This is a genomic window from Bradyrhizobium sp. AUGA SZCCT0182 (genome assembly GCF_018130185.1).
Lineage (GTDB): Bacteria > Pseudomonadota > Alphaproteobacteria > Rhizobiales > Xanthobacteraceae > Bradyrhizobium.
In genome coordinates, this window is record NZ_JAFCLY010000049.1 from 1 (window position 1) to 16287 (window position 16287).

Here is a 16287-nt window from a genome sequence, read left to right on the forward strand (position 1 = left end):
CGGCCTTCCCTGCGCAATGGCTTTACGGCTTATGCCGTGCTCTCCCCGGAGACGAGTTCTTGGTTGACTCCGTCGCTGCCGTTCAGCTCTCGCCTACCCGACAGCTTGACACCTGCAACGGGTGCCAGGACCACACCGTTTTGCCGTACGCTTATCCACGCCGTCGTCGAGGCGTAAACCAGCGTCCACCGCAACCCGCCCAACGTCCGTGACGACGGCCGACGCCCTCTGAGTGGGACGGGATGGCGATAGATGCGCACTGATTTGGGTCGGCCGGCAACAGAAATATTTTTGATTTACAGAAATTTTCTACTTGACACGATTTCGGACAATCAGAATTGATTTGCCCGTCGGGTTGTTTTGTCGCACCCTCGATCGTCATTCCGGGGCTCGCGAAGCGAGAGCCCGGAATCCATCGGGCGACAGCACATGCGGCCTGATGGATTCCGGGCTCGCGCTGCGCGCGCCCCGGAATGACGACGGAGCAGGCAGCTACACCGGCCGCTCGCCTTTCACGGTCACGCGCGTGCCCGACCTTGTATGCGGCCAGTAATCCCACATCGCGCGGTGCTGGCCGCAGCGGTTGTCCCAGAACGCGATGGCGTTTTCGGTCCAGCGGAAGCGGCACTGGAACAGCGGATTTTCCGCATGCTGGTAGAGATAGGCGAGCATCGCATCGCTCTCGTCGCGGGGAACGCCGATCAGGAAACGCGTAAAACCGCGGTTGACGTAGAGCGCCTTCTTGCCGGTCACCGGGTGCGTGCGCACGACAGGATGCTCGGCGCGCGGATATTCCGGGCGGTCTTTGACGCCGTAATTGGCGTAGAGCCCGCGATAGGTCTGTTCGCCGTCATGCAGCGCGGTTAGCGCGTCGAGATAGGCCTTCATGCGGTCCGACAGCGATTCATAGGCCGCATACATGTTGGCGAACAGCGTGTCGCCGCCGCGCGGCGGGCACTGCCTGATGTAGAGGATCGAGCCCATCGGCGGCTCGACGTCGCAGGACACATCGGTGTGCCAGCCCTCGCCATTGGCGCGCGGTGAATCCTTGTCGGCGTAGATCTTCATCAACGCGGGATCATCGCCCTCATGTGGTGCCGCCGGATGAATATGCAGCTCGCCGAACTGCCGGCCGAATGCCAGATGCTGCTGCGGCGTGATGTGCTGGTCGCGAAAGAAGATCACGAGGTTTTCGGCGAGCGCGCGGTGGATTTCGTCCATCGTGCGGTTCGACAGCGAGTCAGCGAGATCGACGCCCGAAATCTCCGCGCCGATGATCGGGGTCAGTTTTTCGACGCCGATAGTCTCGTAGGGTTCGCTCTCGCCGGCGATATGCCGATAGCGGGGTCCCTGCTTGCTGGAGAGTGAAGACATGGGCGTTTCTCCCAATCATTATTGATTGGGAGCATCGTAGCGCAGGCGATGCCGAGCGCAATGCAATAGGTGTCGTCCCGGCCTTGAGCCGGGACCCATACGCCGCGACCTATCGGTGAGGGTGCTGGCGTTAGATATTTTCCGCAAAATTAAGGCCGCGGCGTATGGGTCCCGGCGTTCGCCGGGACGACACCGATGGCTACTCCGCCGCCGTCACCGGTGCCTTGGCATTCGCACCATAACGCTGATCGATATAGTCGATCACCAGCGCCTTGAAGTCGGCGGCGATGCTCGGGCCGCGCAGGGTGCGGAACTTCTTGCCGTCGACGAACACCGGGGCGGCCGGGGCTTCGCCGGTCCCGGGCAGCGAGATGCCGATATTGGCGTGCTTGGATTCGCCGGGGCCGTTGACGATGCAGCCCATGACCGCGACGTTCAACGCTTCGACGCCGGGATATTGCGTTTTCCAGCCCGGCATCTCTTCCCTGATGAAATCCTGGATCGAGCGCGCCAGTTCCTGGAACGTGGTGGAGGTGGTGCGGCCGCAGCCGGGGCATGCCGCGACCAGCGGCACGAAGGTTCGAAAACCCATGGTCTGCAGCAGTTCCTGCGCGACCTGGACTTCCAGCGTGCGATCGCCGCCGGGCTCGGGCGTCAGCGAAATGCGGATGGTGTCGCCGATGCCTTCCTGCAGCAGGATGCCGAGCGCCGCGGATGACGCCACGATGCCCTTCGATCCCATGCCGGCCTCGGTGAGGCCGAGATGGATCGCGTAATCCGAACGCTCCGCGAGTACCTCGTAGACCGCGATCAGATCCTGCACGGCGGAAACCTTCGCCGACAGGATCATCTTGTTCTTGGGCATGCCCAGTTCCTGGGCGCGGGCCGCCGACAGCAGCGCCGACTGCACCATGGCTTCGCGCATCACCGCGCGCGCATCGCGCGGGTTCGGCAAGGCGGTGTTCTCGTCCATCAGCTTGGTGAGCAGTTCCTGATCGAGCGAACCCCAATTGGCGCCGATGCGGACCGCCTTGTTGTTCTTGTTGGCGATCTCGATGATGTCGGCAAACTGGGTGTCGCGCTTGTTCTTGAAGCCGACATTGCCGGGATTGATGCGGTATTTGTCGAGCGCTTCGGCGCAGGCCGGATAATCCGCCAGCAGCTTGTGGCCGATGTAATGGAAGTCGCCGATCAGGGGCGTGGTGATGCCGCGCTTGCGCAAACCGTCGCGAATGTGCGGAACGGCAGCGGCGGCCTCGTCACGGTCCACCGTGATGCGGACCATCTCGGAGCCGGCGCGCGACAAGGCTGCGACCTGGGCGATGGTGCCGTCGATATCGGCGGTGTCGGTGTTGGTCATAGACTGCACGACGATCGGCGCACCGCCGCCGACGGCGACATTGCCGACCATGACCTGGGTGGTTTTATGCCGGGCGCTGGGGCCGGCGACGTCGTCTTGCGGCGGTTTTTCGGGCTTGTTCATGGCGTCTCGAATATCAGGTTTTGGTGACATTCACCAAGGGGACGGGGATGGGCCAGCCGGCCGGACCCAAATTTGAACTTTATCTCTGTATTTTCAATGGCTTAATCCCGCCATTGCGGTTGGAGGCAGGCGATCAACACTCGGCCTCCCTGTCAGCTATATTGGACAGGAATCGCCGGATTGAAAGGGCAAGATGCGCCGGGCAGGGCGGCTTTTCATGTGACGTCGGAGACCCCCTTTTTGTTCAAGCGTGATCTTTTCGGAGAACCGGTTCCCACTTTTCCGGATCCTGCTCTACCATCATTCAAATAACGGGAGGTTTAGCATGTCGGAGCTGATCAGTACGACGGAACTTGCCGGCATCCTCGACCGGCCCAACCTGCGGCTGTTCGATTGCACGACCTATCTCGAACCGGCGCCCGAAGGCAGCAACGCGCCCTATATCGCGGTGCCCGGCGACCAGACCTTCGCGGCCGGCCACATTCCCGGCGCGGATTTTCTCGACCTGCAGGGCGAATTCTCCCAACAGGGTATCGAGCTTCGCTTCATGATGCCTGATATCACGCAACTCGAGGCGGCGTTCGGGCGGCACGGCGTCAGTGCCGATGGCCGCGTCGTGCTCTATTCGATCGGCACGCCGATGTGGGCGACGCGGTTCTGGTGGATGCTGAGATCGCTCGGCTTTGACAATGTCGCTGTTCTCGATGGCTGCTTCGACAAATGGAAGGCCGAGGAGCGGGAGATCGAGACGGGCGCGCCCAAGGGATATAAGAAGGCCACCTTCAAGGCGAAGCCGAGGCCCGGTCATTTCGTCGGCAAGGACGAGGTGCTCGCTGCTGTCCGAGATCACAGCGCCGTGGTCGTCAACGCGCTGGGCCCGCAATTCCACCGGGGACTGGAGCCAAGCCGTTATGGCCGGCCCGGACGGATTCCCGGCAGCTGCAACGTATCGGCGGCAACCTTGCTCGATCCCTCGACGCGCGTTTTCGTGCTGCTTGCGGACGCCGAAGCGAAATTCGCGACGCAAGGCCTGCGCAAGGACAAGCAGGTGATCGCCTATTGCGGCGGCGGCATCTCGGCCACCATCGACCTGTTCCTGCTGCACCGGCTCGGCTACGACAACCTGACGCTCTACGACGCCTCGATGGGCGAATGGGCCAAGGACGAGGCGCTGCCGATCGAGACGGATTAGCATGTGGTGATTGTCGGACGGGCCGAAGACTCGCTTCACCTCTCCCGCTTGCGGGGGACGCGACGAGCGAAGCTCGCTCTTAGGTCGGCGCGTAAGCGCCGGGGGGGGGGCTCTCTCCACACGATCGGTCCGACTCGCGGCAACACCCCCACCCCAGCCCTCCCCCGCAAGCGGGAGAGGGAGCGCAGCGCCTTCGCCGACGCACTTGAGCCCTCACACATTCGGATCCGGCGCTACTTCTGCCCTTGCCGCCACGGGCCGGTTGACGAGATAGAGCCCGGCGATGACCAGCAGCGCTGCGACGCCAAACGCGATCGTCAGCGTGTCGTGCAGGATGAAATACGCGGCCACCACGCCGAACAGCGGCGTGATGAAGGTGAAGGCCGATAATTTGCTGGCCGAATAGGTTTTCACCAGCGCAAACCACAGCAGGAACGTCAGGCCCACGACCCAGAACGCCTGATAGGCCAGCAGCGCCAGCGACAGCGGCCCGGGAATATGGGTGATGGTTTCGCCGGAAATCCACGCCGCAAGCGCCAGGATCGGGATCGAGATCGCCACCTGATAGCCGAGCCCCTTTTCCGCCGGCGCCTTGATCAGCGCGGTGGCCTTGACGATCAGCGTCGTGGTCGCCCACAGCGCGCCGCCCACGACGATCAAAAGATCACCCATCAACACATTGGCATCGACATTGGCCTGGGGGACGCCGATCGCCAGCGCCACACCGGCAAAACTCAAAGCGAGCCCGCCCCATTGCGAGGCGCGCAGCCGTTCGCCGAGAAAGACGTAGGAGCCAAGCGCTACGAAGAACGGCGCCGTGTACAAAAACACCGCGGCCCGCGACGCCGACGTCAGCAGCAGGCCGCGATAGATCAGCACGAATTCAATACCGAAGATGACGCCCGCGATCATGCCGGGCCACAGCGTGCCGTCGCGCGCGAAGAATCTGACGCCGCGAAACCAGCCGATGATCAGCAACACCGGCAACGCGCCAAGCGAGCGGACCAGGGCCTGCAGCATCGGCGGCACGTCCGGCAATACCAGCTTCACCGCGATCTGATTAAAACCCCAGCTCAGGCACAGCATCAGCATCAAGGCGATAGCGCCCGGGGTGAGGGCACGCCCGGCGGCAGAGATCACAGGATTGGACGACATTTATCCTCGTAGCCCGGCTTGGCGCCGCGTTCTTATTTCTGACAATGCGCGCAGGTGCCGGCAATCTCGACGACGGAAAGCTTTGGCGCAAAGCCGGACGCGCGCGCCGCCGCATTGAGGCTTTGCGCGACCGGGGCCGCGGGAATTTCGCCGACCGAGCCGCAATGGTCGCAGATCAGGAACGCCACCATCGCGGTCGCGTCATGGTCGTGCGCGCAGGCGAGAAAGGCGTTGCGGCTTTCGATGCGGTGGACGAGGCCGTTTTCCATCAGGAAATCCAGCGCGCGGTAGACCGTGATCGGCGCCGGCCGCGGCATCGTCTTGGCGAGTTCGTCGATCACCTCATAGGCCCCGAGCGGACGGTGGCTGGACAGCAGCGCCAGCAGCACCTGACGCCGGATCGGAGTGAATTTCTGCGCCCGCTTGGCGCAAACCTGCTCGGCATGCGCGATCGCGTCCGCGGCGCAGCGGCCGTGATCGTGGTCGGGTGCGGGAAAGGTAGGTTTTGCCAGGGTCATTGCGTCAGGTTTGTAGCATTTTGGCGCCCAATCCCAAAGCCCGGTGGTTCCGCAGACACCAGCCATGTTCTGAGGGCGGAGCTGGTAACACTTAAGCCGGCATGCAGAATTCATAAGCAAGCTTATAATATCCAAAGCTTATGGAGGCTGGCGATGCGCGGTTCCGTGGATATGAACTTCCTGTTTACGCTCGGCGAAGTGCAGCGGATGATGCGCGCCTATGCTGACAAGCAGGCGGCGCGCTATGGCATCACCCGCGCGCAATGGGCGGTTTTGGCCAAGGTCGAACGATCCGAAGGCCTGAAGCAGACGGAACTCGCCGAACTGATGGAAATGCAGCCGATCACGCTGACGCGATTGATCGACAAGCTCTGCGACAATGGCTGGATCGAGCGCCGCGGCGACGAGACCGACCGCCGCGTCAACCGGCTTTACCTGAAGAAGGCAGCGCGGCCGCTGCTCGGCAAGCTAGCCGGGTTGCGCTCCGAACTCACCGCGACCGCGCTGGAAGGCATCAATCCCGCCGATGCCCACCGCCTGCTGTCGCAACTCGATCTGATCAAGGAAAACGTTCGCAACGCGGTCCAGAATCCGCCCAGCGAACCGCCCAGGAAGGAACAGCGCTATGGCTGATCCCGTGCTCAAATTCCCCCCCGAGCAGAAGGCTGCCGAACAGAAGGGCAGTCCGGATTCGCCGACGCCGCGCCCGAAACTGGCCGCGGAGCCGCGCCGCCGGCTGATGGCCGGCATGCGCCGCTATCGCCGTTTCCTGCTGCTGGTGGTGCTGCCGCTGGTCGCCGCGGTGGCCGGGATTACCTTTTATCTCAATGGCGGCCGCTACGTGACCACCGATGATGCCTATGTCGGCGCGCAGAAGGTGCTGATCACGTCAGACGTATCAGGCAAGATCATCAACGTGACCGTGAAGGAAGGCCAGCAGGTCTCGACCGGCGACACCCTGTTCCAGATCGACCCGGTGCCGTTCCGCCTGGCGGTAGCGCAGGCGCGCTCCAAGCTCGATGACGCCAAGGTCAGCCACGACACCCTTGTCGCCAACGTGAAGCTGTACGGACAGACCATCGAACTGGTCAACGCCGGCATCGCGCTCAAGCAAAAGGACGTCGAGCGCAAGAATTCGCTGGTCAAGAGCCAGGCCGGCTCGCAGCTCGATCTCGACAACAGCGCCACGACCCTGGTCACCGCACAGGCGCAGCGCCAGCTGGTCACGCAACAACGATCCAACGCCCTCAACCAGCTGCTCGGCGATCCCGAGCTGCCGCTCGAAGCGTTTCCGGCCTACATGCAGGCCAAGGCGGCGCTAGACGACGCCCAGCGCAACCTTGATTTGACCACCGTGCGCGCGCCGATGAACGGCGTCGCGACGCAGGTCGAGCAGATCCAGCTCGGCCGCTTCGTGATGGCGGGCAGCCCGGTGTTTTCCATCATCGACGTCGCCAACCCCTGGGTCGACGCCAATCCGAAGGAGTCCGACTTCACCTATGTGGCGGTCGGCCAGAGCGTCACGCTCGACGTCGACGCCTTCCCCAACCACGTGTTCAAGGGCACGGTCGGCTCGCTCTCGCCCGGCACCGGCGCGCAATTCGCGATCCTGCCGCCGCAGAACGCGACCGGCAATTTCGTCAAGGTGGTGCAGCGCGTTCCGGTGCGGATCTATTTCGACAAGAACGACAAGTTCGTCCGCAAGCTCAAGGCCGGCATGAGCGTCTATGCCAGCATCGACACCAACCATCGCCGCTCGCTCGCGCACCTGCTCGGCCTCTCGCCGGCGGCGGCTAACCACGAAACCGACTGACCATGCCGGCGCCGGACTCGTCACCTGCTGCGGTTCCCGGCCTGCGCCGGAACATGGTGACGATCTGCGCCATGACGGCGACGATCATGCAGGCGCTCGACACCACCATCGCCAATGTCGCGCTGCCCTACATGCAGGGCTCGCTGTCGGCCTCGCAGGACCAGATCAACTGGGTGCTGACCTCCTATATCGTCGCCGCCGCGATCATGACCGCGCCGGTGGGCTGGATCGCCAACCGCTTCGGCCGCAAGCGCATCTTTATCGTCTGCTCGGCCGGCTTCACGATGGCATCCGTGCTGTGTGGCCTGGCGCAAGACATCAACCAGATGGTGCTGTTTCGTCTGCTGCAGGGCGTGTTCGGCGCGGCATTGGTGCCGCTGTCGCAGGCGGTGATGCTGGATTCCTACGCGCTGCACGAACGCGCCAAGGCGATGGCGATCTGGGGCATGGGCGTGATGATGGGTCCGATCATGGGACCCTCATTAGGCGCGTGGCTGACCGAAACCTATTCCTGGCATTGGGTGTTCTTCGTCAATTTGCCGTTCGGCATCTTCACCGTGCTCGGCCTCATGATCTTCATGGACGAGACCGGAAAGGACCAGGAGCTGCGCTTCGACTGGTTCGGCTTCACGGCGCTCGCGGTCTCGATCGGATCGCTGCAGCTGGCGCTCGACCGCGGCGAGCAGCTCGGCTGGCTGGAATCCAACGAGATCATCGCCGAGTTCATCATCGCCGGCATCGGTTTCTATTATTTCCTGGCGCATTCGTTCACGACCTCGAAGCCGTTCATCCAGTTCGCGCTGTTCAAGGACAAGAATTTCGTCGGCGGCTGCGTGTTCATGGCGGTCATGGGCCTGGTGCTGTTTTCGACCATGGCGCTGTCGTCGCCGTTCCTGCAGAACGTGATCGGCTATCCCATCATCACCGCCGGCGTGCTGCTGGCGACCCGCGGCTGCGGCACTTTCGTCGCGATGATGCTGGTCGGCCGCATGATGCGCTTTGTCGAGGCGCGCAATCTGATCATTGCCGGCCTCAGCATCACCGCTATTTCGCTATTCTACATGACGGGGTGGACCGACCAGACCGGCGTCACCGAGATCGTCGTGATCAGCGTGCTGCAGGGATTCGGCTTTGGGCTGGTGTTCGTGCCGCTGTCCACCGTGGCGTTCCTCACGCTGCCCAATCACCTGCGCACCGACGGCACCTCGATGCTGACATTGATGCGCAATGTCGCGAGCTCGGTCGGCATTTCGATCGTGATCTCGCAGCTGACCGAGGGATCGCGGCGGGTCTATGCGGGGCTGTCGGAAAATATCAACCCGTTCAACCACGCCCTGCAGATGCCCAATGTGCGCGGCATGATCGATCTTACCACCGATACCGGCCGCGCCATGGCGGACGCCATGGTCAAGGCGCAGTCGCAGATCATCGCCTTCTCGCAGGACTACCAGCTGGTGATGTTGTTCGTTCTGGTCTCGATCCCGCTGGCCATCATGATCGGTTCGACCAAGGCGACGTTGCGCGCCCAGTCGGTGGCACCGGATCATGCTGTCATCGAGTAGAGACTATCGCGCCTCGCCCGGCTTTGACCGCAGGCACAAATACATGCCGCCAAGCGACAGCGCGCCGCCGATCAGATGGATGATTGTCGGCGCCTCGCCGAGAAAGAGGATCGACAGCACCGCACTGACGATCGGGCCGAGATAGAGGCTGAGCGAAGTCGATACCGCGCCGAAGCGCCCCCCGAGCCAGGCATAGGCCCCGTAGGCAAACAGCCCGGGGACGAGACCCGCAAAGAGATAGACGAGCGCGGCGCGGCCGGTGAAGGCGGCTGATGGTGCCTGCCAGATTTCATGGGCCGCAAACGGCAGCGAGAACAGCGCGCCGGCCGCCGCGAACAGGCCGATCCGCGCCAAAAAGCTGACGCCCTGGCCGACGCGATTTTGCATCAGCGTGTATCCGGCCCAGCCCAGCATCGCGAGCAGCGCCAGGAGATCGCCGGTGGAGAGGCCCGTCCCGACCGAGGCCTGTCCTTTGGTGATGATCAGGAGTGCGCCGGCCAGCGCGACCGCCATGCCGATGATTTGCCTGCGGGAAATGGATTCCCGCCCGGTGGCAAAGGAGAACAGCAGCACGACGATCGGCGACAGCGCCATGATCAGCGCGAGGTTGATCGCCGACGTGGTGATCCCGGCGACATAGACCGGGCCGCCGCAGATGAACATGCCGAGAAAGCCGGCCAGCGCGATGCCCGGCCACTGCCCGCGCAACGATGCGGGCTTCTCGCGCAGCGCCATCACGACGACCGGCAGCAGGCCGAGCGCCACGATGCTCCAGCGGAAGAACGCGATCGAGAACGGCGGAACACTGCCGGCCACGCCGCGCGCCAGGATCATGTTGGAGACCTGGGCGGTGGCGACCAGGAGGAAGCCGAGCAGGCCCAGCACTTCGTGCGTCCGCGCGCCTGTTGCCGCTTGTGGTTCGCTCATGGTCGATCGCTTCAGACATTCCCGGCGGCGCGGTCCTGCCCCGCCGCCCCTGTCAGCTAGCACATCGATCCGAGCAGCTCTAGCGGCAGCCGAAACTCGTGGCCTGCGTTATCGGCCCGCTGCCGTTCCGTCAGCAGGATCTCGTCGGGGGCGGTGCCGTACCCGCTCTATGCGAGCAGCCCCCTGAGGTCGTCGCAGATGAGATCGGCAGCGGCGGCGCTGGCGGGTGAGATCGAGGTGTAACTGAAAAACCCGTGGTTCAATGTCGGAAACTCGCGATAAATCACCGGCACGCCCACGGCCTTCAAGGCGGCGTGATAGTTCACGCTGTGCTCATAGAGAAAGTCGTACGGGCCGACACCGATGATCGCAGGCGCGAGGCCTTTGAGATCCGCGAGAATCGGCGATGCGCGCACATCGTTGAGTTTCGCTTCAACGTCGCCGCTGCCGAAGTACGGCTCACGGATGTCCGGATTGCGGTCCTTGCGCACGTCGAACGCGCCGTAGAGCAGTACCTGGGCAGCGAGTTTGATACCGGCTTCGCGGCACTTGACGGCCGTCACGGCCGCGAAATTGCCGCCGGCACTATCGCCGCCGACCGCCAGCGGCTTGCCCGCTCCGCCCAGCCGGTCAAGGTTGGCGTGCGCCCATTTGGCACCTGCGATGGCATCTTCGACGCCCTGGGGAAAGGGGTGCTCGGGCGCCAGCCGATAATCAACGTTGACGACGACGACGCGCGCACGATTGGCAAACCGGATCGCATGGGCCTGGTGGCTGTCGATATCGCCGACGATGTAGCCGCCGCCGTGGAAATAGACGAGCGTGCCAATCGGCGCGCCTTCGACCGGCTGCACGATCTCGATGGTGATGGGCCCGTTCGGACCCGCAATGCTGGTTCTTTCAAGCTTGCCCGTCGGCAGATTGGGCTTGGGATAGAGAAACGCGCGAATATTGCGCGCCCGTTCGCGGCTGACCGGGCCATTGCGTCCGGCATACAGATCGGGGATGCCGCTTTCCTTCCACTTGCGCTCTATCTCGGCGATGGCGGGATCGAGTGGCTGTCGGTTCTCTGTAGTCATGGTATCTCCGCGGGCAAGAGCGTCAGTTTGCAGGTTCGACGTTCGTCAGATCGATCACGACCGATTGGCCGATCGGCGGCGTCTTGATGGCGTTCGAGGCAAAGTAGGCGACATGTATCGCCGCAACGGGCGCGAGCCACGCGACCTCCACGACGTGGCCATAGACCTTCTTCCAGGCGTCCCCGGCCTGGTCTACCGGCAGGTTCGAGGCTTCTTCCATCAGCCTGGTCAACGTGTCGTCCGTGTTGGAGTAGTAGTTGAAGCCACCCTTGGCATCGAGCACCTGAAACTTGGCGAGGTTCGGAATACCCGAGTTCGAGTTGAGGACCGCGGCCGAGAACGCCTTGTTGTCTGCCATGCTCCGCATAACACCAAAGTGCTGGGCTTCGATGCCCTTGACGGTAATGCCGACCTTGCGAAGCTGGGCGCCGACGGCCTGTTGCAGGAACTGGCTCATGGAGTTGTTGACGTAGGCGACCGTCAGTTCGAATCCGTTCGGATAGCCCGCAGCCGCGAGTAATTCCTTCGCCTTGGCGGGGTCATAGGGGTAGCGCTCCTCGAGCTTGGCGTCGTAGCCGACAAAGCCGCGCGCCTGCAGTTGCGCCGTCGGCTCGGCAAATTTTCCGAAAAGCGCCTGCGACATCAGCTTGCGGTCGAGCGCATGGTTGATCGCCTGGCGGACGCGCACGTCCTTGAGATAGGGTTGCGGACCCTCGCCATTGCGATCACTCAGGATAAGTCCGGTCCAACCGACCGGCTCCGACACGATACGTATGGTGGGCGGAAGGTTCGCCGCATTCGAGTTGGCGGTGAGCGGATCGGAGCTGAGGAGCATCAACTGGCCCGCCTTCATGGCCTGGATGCCGGCGTTCTGATCCTGAAAGACCGAGATAACGACCTTGTCCCACTTCACCCTGCTCTTGTCGTAGTAATGCGGGTTTGGAACGTAGGTATAGCTCTTGCCGAGAATGGTCGCCGCTGGATCGATCTTGTAGGGACCGGCGCCGAATGTTTCCTTGGCGAGACTGTCCGGATTGTCGACGCCTTTGGGGCTGATCAGCATGCCGCCATTCCAATAGGCTTCGAACAGGTTGACGAGGGCGGGTTGCGGTTCCGACATGTTGATACGGAACTGGTACGGCCCCAGCACGTCGATCGACGTCAGGGTCTTCAGATTGGTCGCGAAGCCGCCACCCTTGCCTCGGAAATATTCGATCGATTTCTTTGCAGCTTCCGCCGTGACCGGCTCGCCATCGCTGAATTTAGCGCCCTCGCGCAGCGTGAATGTCACCGACTTGCTGTCGGGGGACATTTCCCATTTGGTGGCCAGCGCCGGGCGGAACGAGCCGTCCGCGGCGACGCGCACCAGCGGCTCGTAGGCAGGCCCGATCGCCATGCCGGCGCGGCCGTTACCGCTCAGCGCGGGATCGAGGCTGACCGGCACAAAGGCACTGCCGACCGTCAATACTTTCTGCTGTGCGAAGGCACTGCCCGCCGCGGCGAGCGATGTGGTTGCGAGTATGGCGGCAAGAAAAAGCCGCCGGGTGGCCAATAGATTTTTCATAAGTGGTTTCCTCCAGCCTCGGATGCAATCATTTCTTTTTGACGGCGCCACGCCTCGCGACGCTGGCGTTGTTCCTTCGGATTCGGAACGGGCGCGGCCGACAGCAGTGCCCGTGTATACGAATGCTGAGGTGCCTCGTGGACGGCCTGAGAATCCCCGTGCTCTACGATCTCACCCTTGTAAAGCACGACGGTGCGGTGAGACACGTGCCGCACGACTGTCAAGTCGTGGGAGATGAACAAGAGCGACAGACCCATGCTCTTCTGCAATTCGCTGAGAAGGTTCAGGACCTGCGCCTGGACCGAGAGATCGAGCGCGCTGACCGGCTCGTCGCAGACGACAAGGCGCGGACGGGCAATGACCGCGCGCGCAATCGCGATGCGCTGTCGCTGGCCGCCGGAAAACTGCGCGGGATAACGCGTGGCGGCGTCGGTCGGCATCCCGACGCGGTTCAGAACGTCGCTGATGCGGGCGTCACGCTCAGTGCGCGACAGTGCACGGTCCATCAGCAGGGGTTCTGCCAGCGTGTCGCCGATCGTGCGCGTCGGATTGAGCGAGCCGTATGGGTCCTGGAACACCACCTGGATCTCGCGCGCCAGATCTCGGCGCCGGCGCCGCGACGCATGCGTGATGTCCTCGCCGTCGAACATGACACGCCCCGACGTGGCCGGAGCCAGGCCGAGGATGACGCGACCGATCGTCGTTTTGCCGGAGCCGGACTCGCCGACGAGCCCGACCGTTTCGCCGGCCATCACGTCGAAGGACACACCATTGAGGGCACGAAAAACCCGCGCGCTGCGCTGCGCGAAATGAACGTGCAGGTCCGAAATGCTGAGAAGCGGTCCGCTCATCCCACACCTTCCTGAATCGATCGCAGCGTCTCTTCGATCGTCGGCAGCGGTTCGCCCGGCTTTGCCCCATGCGGATTGGCTTTCAGCAAAGCCGCGGTATAGGGATGGCTTGGCCTCTCGAACAGATCGACGACGCTTGCGGTCTCGAGCGCGCGGCCCTGATAGAGCACCATCGCCCGGTCGCAGATGTCAGCCACAACGCCCCAATCATGCGTCACGATTATCACCGCCATGTTGCGCGAAGCGCTGAGGGCGCGGAGCAGTTCGAGGATCTCGGCCTGCACCGTGACGTCGAGCGCCGTCGTTGGCTCGTCCGCAAGCAGGATCCTGGGCTCTGCCGCCAGAGCCCGCGCGATACCAACCCGCTGGGCCATGCCGCCCGATATCTGGTGCGGGTAGCGACGGGCGACATCTTCAGGGTTGGTAATTTTGACTTGATGCAACAATGCGATGATCTGCTTTTCGATATCCGCCCTGGACCCGCCCTTGTGCACCCGGATTACCTCGGCGAGGTGATGACCTACCGTGAAACACGGATCGAGCGCGGCCATAGGCTCCTGGAAGATCATGCCTATTGTGCCGCCGCGCAGCGCCTCGAGCTGGCGTTGGTTGCCGAGATCGATGGTCGTGCCATCCAGGCTCATGCGACCGGACGTCATGCGCGTTCCTGCCGGCAGCAGGCCAAGCATCGACATCACGGTCAGCGTCTTGCCGCTGCCGCTTTCGCCGACAATCCCGAGCGTTTCTGCGTTGGCAAGATCGAGATTGACGTGGTCGACCAGCGTGCGTGCACTTTCACCTTGACCGCTCACAATGGTCAGATCGCGCAGCGCGAGGATCGTGTGGGCCGGCGCATCGGTAATCGGCTCGGGTACTCGCACCTGTGGCGTGTGCCGATGCGCGGCTGCGGCCCAGGTCTCGACCGCCGTGTCGCGGAGGCTGTCGCCAAGCAGCCCGAAACTGAGAATTGTCAGCGCCAGCACGCTACCGGTCGGAAGCAGCAGCCAGGGAAAGTCGTTGATCGATGCGGAGGCCTCAAACACCATGCCGCCCCAACTCGGCGCAGGTGGTGGAACACCGAGGCCCAGGAAGTTTATGCCGGTCTGGATAACAACCGTGATGCACGCGAAGAGGGCGAGTTGAACGACCACCGGGCCAAAAATGCGGGGCAGTATGTGCGTCAGGATGATACGCGCATCGCCAAGGCCAGAGATTCGAGCGGCGGCTATGTAGAGTTCCTCGCGGACGCCGAGCACCACGCTGCGCACGACGCGCGACACACCGGCCGAGCCAAGAATACCGAGCGTGACCATGGCTGCGGACATCGACTGGCCGAAGATGCTCAATACGGACAACAGCACCACAATGACGGGAATGGCCTGCAGGAGGCTGACATATTGTACGACGAGGCGATCCCACCAACCGCCGAAATAACCGGCGCTGAGGCCGAGCAGCACGCCGATCAGGCTGACGACCGCCAGCGCCTGAACGACGCCGACAAGGCTGGGGGTCGTACCGTGCAGCAGGCGGCTCAGAACATCACGTCCGAGCGCGTCGGTCCCCAGCAGATGCTCCGCGCTCGGCAGCTGTTTGATGGCGAGCAGATCCTGATCGAGCGGGTCATAGCTCGAGATCTGGCCGGCGAACAGACCGCCGACCACGACAATTGCGATCCAGATCAGCGCAAGGAGCGCAAGTGGACGACCGAGCAGCCTCGCGAGGAAACGGGCCGGCCTGGGCAATGCTTTTGGCACCCGCAGGGTTTCGAGCGCTAGCGCGCCAGCGATCGGAGACTGGCCTTGCGTCATGACAGCCGTACCCGCGGATTGAGCCAGCCGTAACTGAGGTCGACTAGCAGGTTGATCGCGACCGCGAGCAAACCGAAATAGAGCGTGGCGCCTTGCAGGACCGCTATGTCGTTCTGCTGCGCGGCGTCGACGGCCAGACTGCCGAGGCCCGGGAGTACGAACACGCGCTCCACGAATACCGTTCCCGAAATGGCGCCGATCATGACGAGTCCGAGGACAGTGATGACCGGTAACGCTGCATTGCGCAGAGCGTGTTTCCAGATGATCGAGCCCTCGGGCACGCCGCTTGCCCGCAAGGCTCGGATAAAATCACGGCGCAGCACGTCATTCATGCCGTCGCGGGTCTGCTTGGCGATGTTGGCGATCGGCAGGAATGAGACTGAAAGGATTGGCAAGACCAGGCTGGCCAGCCAGCCGGCGGGATCCTGCGAAAACATCACGTAGCCGGTCGCGGGGAGCCAACGCAGCCAGACCGCGAACACCATGATGAAGAGCAGCGCGGCCAGGAACGACGGCATCATCAATCCGACGAGCGACAAGACGTCAATCGCCTTGCCGATCCAGCCACCACGAAGCGCACTCAATACGCCGAACAGGAGCCCAAGCGACACACAGACCAGCATGACGCCGGTCATGATCGACAGTGTAACCCCAAGGCGTGGGTTGAGCATCGACAAGACGCGTTCCTTGGTAAGGTATGACGCGCCGAGATCGCCGCTCAAGGCGTTGCCGAGCCACGATGCATATTGAATCAAGATCGACCGATCGAGCCCCAAATCGTGGCGAAGTGCGAGGTACTGCTCCTGCGTACCGTCGGCTCCCAATATCGTCCGCGCGAGGTCGCTGGGCGACAGGCTGTTCAGGACAAACGACACCAGCGTGACGATCAGCAGCAGCGGCACCGACAACAGGAGCCGGGTTCGAATTGTCGCCAGCATTTCCCCTCCCAACAAGGCCGATC

At 63.1% G+C, this 16287-nt stretch carries 14 protein-coding genes; 4 read left to right on the forward strand and 10 right to left on the reverse strand.

The window, feature by feature from the left end; all coding sequences use genetic code 11:
• Nucleotides 1–492: 492 nt before the first annotated feature.
• Both JQ611_RS34530 and ispG read right to left on the reverse strand, forming a co-directional pair.
• Nucleotides 493–1374, reverse strand: coding sequence for a TauD/TfdA family dioxygenase (locus JQ611_RS34530; RefSeq protein ID WP_212467976.1), 882 nt, complete (start codon nt 1372–1374; stop codon nt 493–495).
• A gap of 199 nt (nt 1375–1573) precedes the next feature.
• Nucleotides 1574–2857: a flavodoxin-dependent (E)-4-hydroxy-3-methylbut-2-enyl-diphosphate synthase gene (ispG, locus tag JQ611_RS34535; protein ID WP_212268785.1), complete on the reverse strand. Its 1284-nt coding sequence runs from the start codon at nt 2855–2857 to the stop codon at nt 1574–1576.
• Nucleotides 2858–3182: 325 nt separating this feature from the next.
• On the opposite strand from ispG, the gene JQ611_RS34540 reads away from it, so the two are divergent.
• Nucleotides 3183–4049: a sulfurtransferase gene (locus JQ611_RS34540; RefSeq protein ID WP_212467977.1), complete on the forward strand. Its 867-nt coding sequence runs from the start codon at nt 3183–3185 to the stop codon at nt 4047–4049.
• A gap of 213 nt (nt 4050–4262) precedes the next feature.
• On the opposite strand, the gene JQ611_RS34545 is transcribed toward JQ611_RS34540, so the two are convergent.
• Nucleotides 4263–5204 carry a DMT family transporter gene (locus tag JQ611_RS34545; RefSeq protein WP_212467978.1) on the reverse strand — a complete coding sequence of 314 codons (942 nt, stop codon included), beginning with the start codon at nt 5202–5204 and terminating at the stop codon, nt 4263–4265.
• A gap of 32 nt (nt 5205–5236) precedes the next feature.
• Nucleotides 5237–5722, reverse strand: a complete 486-nt coding sequence (locus tag JQ611_RS34550) for a Fur family transcriptional regulator (protein WP_212268782.1) — start codon at nt 5720–5722, stop codon at nt 5237–5239.
• Between the two features lie 153 nt (nt 5723–5875).
• On the opposite strand from JQ611_RS34550, the gene JQ611_RS34555 reads away from it, so the two are divergent.
• Genes JQ611_RS34555 through JQ611_RS34565 form a run of 3 tightly spaced genes read left to right on the forward strand, consistent with a single transcriptional unit; the run spans nt 5876 to nt 9097 of the window.
• Nucleotides 5876–6355, forward strand: coding sequence for a MarR family winged helix-turn-helix transcriptional regulator (locus tag JQ611_RS34555; protein WP_212268781.1), 480 nt, complete (start codon nt 5876–5878; stop codon nt 6353–6355).
• The gene (locus tag JQ611_RS34560; protein WP_212467979.1) at nt 6348–7535 is read left to right on the forward strand and encodes an HlyD family secretion protein; all 1188 of its coding nucleotides are present in this window, start codon (nt 6348–6350) and stop codon (nt 7533–7535) included. Before JQ611_RS34555 ends, JQ611_RS34560 begins: the two co-directional genes overlap by 8 nt.
• 2 nt (nt 7536–7537) lie before the next feature.
• Nucleotides 7538–9097: an MDR family MFS transporter gene (locus JQ611_RS34565; RefSeq protein WP_212467980.1), complete on the forward strand. Its 1560-nt coding sequence runs from the start codon at nt 7538–7540 to the stop codon at nt 9095–9097.
• A gap of 3 nt (nt 9098–9100) precedes the next feature.
• Here JQ611_RS34565 and JQ611_RS34570 read toward each other — a convergent pair whose 3' ends face one another.
• The 6 genes from JQ611_RS34570 to JQ611_RS34595 all read right to left on the reverse strand — a co-directional run bounded on the left by JQ611_RS34570 (nt 9101) and on the right by JQ611_RS34595 (nt 16264).
• Nucleotides 9101–10024, reverse strand: coding sequence for a DMT family transporter (locus JQ611_RS34570; protein ID WP_212467981.1), 924 nt, complete (start codon nt 10022–10024; stop codon nt 9101–9103).
• A 167-nt stretch (nt 10025–10191) separates the two neighbouring features.
• The gene (locus JQ611_RS34575; RefSeq protein ID WP_212467982.1) at nt 10192–11103 is read right to left on the reverse strand and encodes an alpha/beta hydrolase; all 912 of its coding nucleotides are present in this window, start codon (nt 11101–11103) and stop codon (nt 10192–10194) included.
• Between the two features lie 22 nt (nt 11104–11125).
• The gene (locus JQ611_RS34580) at nt 11126–12667 is read right to left on the reverse strand and encodes an ABC transporter substrate-binding protein (protein WP_212467983.1); all 1542 of its coding nucleotides are present in this window, start codon (nt 12665–12667) and stop codon (nt 11126–11128) included.
• Nucleotides 12664–13518 (reverse strand): ATP-binding cassette domain-containing protein, encoded by an 855-nt coding sequence (locus tag JQ611_RS34585; RefSeq protein WP_212386471.1) that lies wholly within the window; start codon nt 13516–13518, stop codon nt 12664–12666. The genes JQ611_RS34580 and JQ611_RS34585 overlap by 4 nt, the downstream gene beginning before the upstream one ends.
• Nucleotides 13515–15326: a dipeptide/oligopeptide/nickel ABC transporter permease/ATP-binding protein gene (locus JQ611_RS34590; protein WP_212467984.1), complete on the reverse strand. Its 1812-nt coding sequence runs from the start codon at nt 15324–15326 to the stop codon at nt 13515–13517. The genes JQ611_RS34585 and JQ611_RS34590 overlap by 4 nt, the downstream gene beginning before the upstream one ends.
• The gene (locus tag JQ611_RS34595) at nt 15323–16264 is read right to left on the reverse strand and encodes an ABC transporter permease (protein WP_212386469.1); all 942 of its coding nucleotides are present in this window, start codon (nt 16262–16264) and stop codon (nt 15323–15325) included. The genes JQ611_RS34590 and JQ611_RS34595 overlap by 4 nt, the downstream gene beginning before the upstream one ends.
• Nucleotides 16265–16287 lie beyond the last annotated feature (23 nt).